The organism is Anabaena sp. CS-542/02, from assembly GCF_028331085.1.
GTDB lineage: Bacteria > Cyanobacteriota > Cyanobacteriia > Cyanobacteriales > Nostocaceae > Anabaenopsis > Anabaenopsis arnoldii.
This window is the reverse complement of the sequence record NZ_JAQMTM010000022.1, coordinates 1-6,097: the sequence shown is the minus strand read 5'-3', so window position 1 is coordinate 6,097 and position 6,097 is coordinate 1. Positions and strand designations below refer to the sequence as shown.

4 protein-coding genes are annotated in these 6,097 nt (G+C 42.4%); all 4 read right to left on the bottom strand.

Features of this window, described 5'->3' with window-relative positions; all coding sequences use genetic code 11:
- Positions 1 to 381: 381 nt before the first annotated feature.
- The gene (locus tag PN447_RS02200) at positions 382 to 1,944 is read right to left on the bottom strand and encodes a hydantoinase B/oxoprolinase family protein (protein WP_271760452.1); all 1,563 of its coding nucleotides are present in this window, start codon (positions 1,942 to 1,944) and stop codon (positions 382 to 384) included.
- A 62-nt stretch (positions 1,945 to 2,006) separates the two neighbouring features.
- Entirely contained in the window at positions 2,007 to 4,106 is a 2,100-nt protein-coding gene (locus PN447_RS02195) for a hydantoinase/oxoprolinase family protein (protein WP_271760450.1), read from the bottom strand.
- A gap of 156 nt (positions 4,107 to 4,262) precedes the next feature.
- The gene (locus PN447_RS02190) at positions 4,263 to 5,261 is read right to left on the bottom strand and encodes an NAD(P)/FAD-dependent oxidoreductase (RefSeq protein ID WP_271760448.1); all 999 of its coding nucleotides are present in this window, start codon (positions 5,259 to 5,261) and stop codon (positions 4,263 to 4,265) included.
- 121 nt (positions 5,262 to 5,382) lie between these two features.
- Positions 5,383 to 6,097 (bottom strand): RNA-guided endonuclease InsQ/TnpB family protein (locus tag PN447_RS02185; protein ID WP_442867067.1); only part of this gene is annotated, 715 nt, incomplete at its 5' end.

Here is a 6,097-nt window from a genome sequence, read left to right as displayed (position 1 = left end):
CGATATTTCTCTTAAGATTTACAAGAAAGACTACCGCTATCATTGCTTGGTTTTCGCGTTGGCAATAGTCTTAATTCAATACTTGATATCGTAGGATTATATATCAAGTGGGCGATTTTCTTAACTCACTTATGTCAATTTTTGTCAACATAAGTATAGTTTTGTCTATAAAATAGTCAGCTTAGGACTAGCTCAATGGTATGATAGTCATTGTTAAGGTAAGAAGTAGAGGAGTTTAAGCTTGAGGAGCTAGTTGCAAGACTAGGATAACATTGACAATGCTAAGTATGTCCAAGTAGCTGAAATCTTATCTTTGTCATCCCCTACCCCCCAAACCAGAGGGATTGAGGTTATCCATTGACAGGGCATTTTCAGGAATCCTCACGACTGATAAAACCCACCACCACCAGGGGTTTCAATCACAAAAACATCTCCCGGTAGCATCTGCACTGTTGCTGTGCTGCCTAAATCCTCTTGTGTTCCATCTTGATGCTGTATCCAGTTGCGCCCCACCTGACCAGGTTCTCCCCCATTTAATCCAAAGGGAGGAACACGGCGATGTCCAGACAGAATATTAGCTGTCATTGGTTCAAGGAACTTGATCCGGCGAATCACGCCGTTACCACCTGAATATTTGCCTTTACCTCCGCTATTGGGACGTAAACAAAAGCTTTCTAACAAGACGGGATAACGAGTTTCTAAAATTTCTGGGTCTGTCAGGCGGGAGTTAGTCATGTGGGTTTGAACTGCATCAGTACCATCAAAGTTAGCCCCTGCGCCGGAACCACCGCAGATGGTTTCATAATATTGATAACGCTCATTACCGAAAGTAAAATTATTCATCGTTCCCTGAGAAGCAGCACTCACACCCAACGCACCATATAAAGCATCAACGATGTTTTGTGATGTCTCTACATTGCCTGCGACAATTGCGGCTGGGTAGCTGGGGTTGAGCATACAGCCTTCAGGAATGACAATTTCTAAAGGTTTCAGACACCCGGCATTCAGGGGGATACTATCATTAACTAGAGTGCGGAAGACGTATAAAACCGCTGCTTGAGTTACAGCCTTGGGGGCATTAAAATTACTGCTTAGTTGCCCAGATGTGCCTGTAAAATCAATTGTTGCACTGCGATTTTTTTTGTTTATTCTGACTTTAACTTCGATTTTGGCACCGCTATCTATTTCATAAATGAATGACCCATCTTTCAGGGCTTCAATTGCTCTTTTTACTGATTCCTCGGCATTATTTTGAACAAATTTCATGTATGCTTGGACAGTTTCCAGTCCATATTGAGCAACCATTCTCTGTAATTCTTTGACTCCCCTTTCATTGGCTGCAATTTGTGCTTTAAAATCAGCTATATTTTGTTGGGGATTACGAGCGGGATAAAGATGATTAGAGAGTAAATTTGTTACTTGGGTTTCTTGAAAAATTCCTTGTTCAACTAAAAGAAAATTATCAAATAAAATCCCTTCTTCTTCTACTTTTGTACTGTGGGAAGGCATGGAACCAGGAGTAATACCGCCAATATCGGCTTGGTGTCCGCGAGAAGCAACGTAGAACAGCGCATTGGTCAGGGTAGAGGGCAAAGTGTCATCTAAAAATACGGGGGTAATAGCTGTGACATCTGGGAGGTGTGTTCCACCGTTATAGGGGTTGTTGGATAGATAGACATTACCTGGTTTGATGGTGTCGCCTTTGTCATTGATTAAACTGCGGACGCTTTCACTCATTGACCCTAAATGTACGGGAATATGAGGAGCATTAGCGACTAATAATCCTGAAGAATCGAAAATAGCACAGGAGAAATCTAATCTTTCTTTAATGTTCACTGATGCCGCAGTATTTTGCAGCACAATCCCCATTTGTTCGGCGATGAATTGATAGAGATTTTTGAATATTTCTAAACGGACTGGATCTGGTTGATTTGTGGCGTACATTTTTAATTTCTATTATTTGATGTTAAAGGTAAATTTACAGATAAATTTGAATTTTTAATTAATTAAGATACACGTTGTAAAATTAAATGATTACACTCATTTAATTTTGCTTGCCAGTTAGGTTCAACCACAATTGTACTAATCTTTTCCACAATAATAGCCGGACCATTTATTAAATCTCCCAATTGTAAATCTTCACGGCGGTAGACTGGGGTATCATGCCATTTTTCCCCAGTGAATATCTTAACTATTTCCACCGGTTCAGGGGGTGATTCTATAGGACGAGTACGACTAATTACAGGTTCTTCGGGAGTATCCATTTTCTGAATTACTTCTACGAAAATAGATTCTACAATCAAGGGCTTGTCGGGTTGAATGAAACCATAGCGAGATTTATGTTCATCTATAAATGCTGTGTGCATGACCATGACATCTGAATTGAAATCAATGCTTAAAGTAGAATTAGTCCCCTCATATTTCACATCCAGTTTTTGAATTACTGCTGCTTCAACGCTACTTTCATTTTGACTGAGTTCACTTATTGCTTGGGTTTCTAATGACTCCATCAACTGCATTAACTGAGGTATTAAGTCTTGATTTAAAGGCTGTTCTACTCCTGCTACTCTGGTGGCTCTCACATCAGCTAGTCCCATACCATAGGCGGAAAGAACACCAGCATAAGGATGCAGAAATACCTGTTTGATCCCTAAAGTATCCGCAATTAAACAGGCGACTTGTCCACCAGCACCACCAAAACAGCAAAGTACATATTGGGTGACATCATAACCTCGTTGTAGACTGATTTTTTTAATAGCATTAGCCATATTTTCCACAGCGATCGCCATAAATCCGGCTGCTACTTGTTCGGGTGTAAGGTAATTTCCTGTAACAGTGGTAATCTCTTGTGCTAATTGCTGGAATTTCTGGATGACAATATCTTTATCTAAAGGTAAATTGCCATCAGTACCAAAGACGGAGGGGAAATATTGAGGATGTATCTTACCTAACATGACATTTGCATCTGTCACAGTTAAAGGTCCACTCTGACGATAACAAGCCGGGCCGGGATTTGAACCAGCGGATTTTGGTCCGACACGATAGCTAGAACCATCAAAGATGAGAATGGAACCACCACCAGCTGCAATAGTGTGAATTGATAATACGGGAACTCGCATTCGCACTCCCGCAATTTCAGAATCTAATTGGCGTTCATACTCTCCTTTAAAATGGGCAACATCTGTACTGGTTCCCCCCATATCAAAGGTAATTACTAGATTAAAACCTGCTCTTTTACTAGTTTGAACTGCACCGACAATACCGCCTGCAGGTCCACTTAAAATACTGTCTTTTCCCTGAAATTGTGCTGCTGCTACTAAGCCGCCGTCAGACTTCATAAACATTAATCTAACATTTGGTAATTGGCTGGCTACTTGGTTGACGTAGCGGCGCAAAATTGGGGTTAAGTAGGCATCTACGACAGTTGTATCTCCTCGACTGACTAGTTTTATTAATGGGCTAACTTGGTGAGATACAGAAATTTGTGTAAAGCCAATTTCCTCGGCAATGGCTGCTACTTGTTGCTCATGTTGGGGATAGCGATCGCTGTGCATAAATACAATCGCACAACTGCGAATACCTGTATGATAAACTGCTTGTAAATCCTGTTGTAATTGTGTAATATTAACAGGTGTTAATTCGTTGCCATGAGCATCATAGCGTTCTTCTACCTCAATGACTTGTTCATAAAGCATCGTTGGTAAGATGATGTGACGGGCAAAAATATCAGGGCGGTTTTGGTAGCCAATACGCAGGGCATCTTTAAACCCTTTGGTAATCAGTAGAACTACTCGTTCTCCTTGCCTTTCTAACAGTGCATTGGTGGCGACAGTTGTCCCCATTTTGACTACTTCTATGGCTGTATGGGGAATGGGTTCATGAGTTGAAAGACCCATAATATCCCGAATACCTTGGATAACTGCATCTTGATATTGTGTGGGATTCTCTGAAAGTAATTTGTAGACAATAACCCATTCTTGAGGTGTCAGAGGAACTATCAAAAAACGTTCTGTATGCCCTGAGAGCCTATCTATAATTGTCTGGCTATTAGTGACAGCAATAATATCTGTGAATGTACCACCGCGGTCAGCAAATACTTTTAACATTTATCAATTTACCCTATGGTATATAATCAGAAGATTTATAATAAAGCCTTTTTCAGGCTCATGAAGTAAACACCAATTCCCTATTCCCTGTTCCCTGTTCCCTGTTCCCTCAAACTAAAAAAATTTGTACCTCACGAGCATGGGAAATGCCATAATCTATGTGAGAATTGATATATCTGGTAACTGGCGCAAGTAATGATTAATTTCTACAGATGCAGCAATTCCAGAAATCATGGCATCTTCAGTAAGATTACCACCACACCAATCACCACAACATACTAAAGGTAGGGGACTTTGGGCAGATAATACAGGATGTGGCCAGGGACGACTGGGAAAAGCGTAACGCCAGCGATGTACTTGCATCCAGTCTGGTGTTGCTAGCCAAGGAAGCCCCAAACTGTGGGCGGCGGTTTGCAACATCTCCTGTGCAACTGGTTGTAAATCTGGGGTTTCTAAATGTAGTTGGGCAAAATTAGCGCTACTTTGCAAGACAAATACAGGTTGTTGAGGATGGGGGCGTTTGCTGCTGTCTAAACCCATCCATCCCAAAACCGGCTCATCTGTAAATTTCCGCTCCTTCCAAGGTGGTAGTGGGGATGTAGGCGGATATCCTGCGATCGCAGTAATACAAGGATAAAATTCTACAGAGGTCAAATTATCCAAAAATGCTTTACCCAAAATAGGTTCGCCCAATGGGGACAAAAGTGCCAAAGCCTGGGGAGCGGGGATAGCGAGAACTATGGCGGTGGCTGTTAATTGGGCGCTAGATTCAAGAGTCAGACCCCAAGTATTTGCGGAATGAGGGTGAATGGCTGTGACCCGCTGATTGAGTTGGATTTCTAAACCTTGGGCGAGAAACTTACCAATGGTACTCATTCCCGCGGGTGCAATATAACGGGGTTGAGGCTGATCTTGCCATAGCTCTAGGATATGGCGATCGCATAAAGATTGTACCAAATTTGCGAATAATTCACCTTGAGGCTGTAAATAACAAGCCCCATGGTCTGCCCAAGTTCCATGTAATCGACGGGTAGCGAGTCGTCCCCCGAAACCACGGGACTTTTCGAGGACCACAACCGAGTATCCAGCCTCAGTTAAACGTTGAGCGCATATTAAACCTGCCATTCCGGCACCAATTATGGCAATATCAGTCATAAATTCTTGACTCTGTAGGACTAGGGATGAGCAATGACCAACAATTGCTAATATTGACACTCCCCACGGCTAGAAGCCGGGGGATTCTTGCTTCACGGGGATTCCAATGAATTTACCCGCGCTAACGCGCCGCTCCGCTAACCCCAAGCATCTTGACCGTGTGCCCCACGGCTGCAAGTCCACGTATAGCGACTACCTGAGCGGCTGCAACATCTCTATCTGTTTTATACCCGCAATTTGAACAAACATGAGTACGCTCCGACAGTTCTTTCTTACCAGTCTCAACTCCACAATTAGGGCATATTTGGCTGGTTTTACGTGAGTCTACCTTGTGAAAATAGACATCGCGCTTTAAACAGGTTTGTTGAAGGATATTAAAAAACTGACCAAATCCAGCATCCAAGCAATGTTTACCCAGGATTGAACGGGACAAACCAACTAAATTTAAATCTTCAACAAACACCATTCCGGCGTTGTCACAGATTTGATGAGACAACTTTCTGTGCCAATCTTGACGACAATTAGCAACGTACTCATGTAATTTAGCAACCTTCTTTTGTGCTTTCTGCCAATTGTTCGAGCCTAACCGTTTTTTGGAAACACGCTGTTGCAGCAATTTCAGCTGGCGTTCGCCATCTACAAAAAATCTCGGACGTTTGATTAAAAGACCCTTAGAAGTTGCTATATAATTCGTGAGACCGACATCTATTCCTACTGGTTCCCCATGTGGTAGAGGTTGGGGTACGGCTACATCCCACTGTACTGTTAACATTACGTACCACCCAGAGGCACGCTTAACTACACGTGCCTGTTTAATCACCCCTCCATCTGGCATT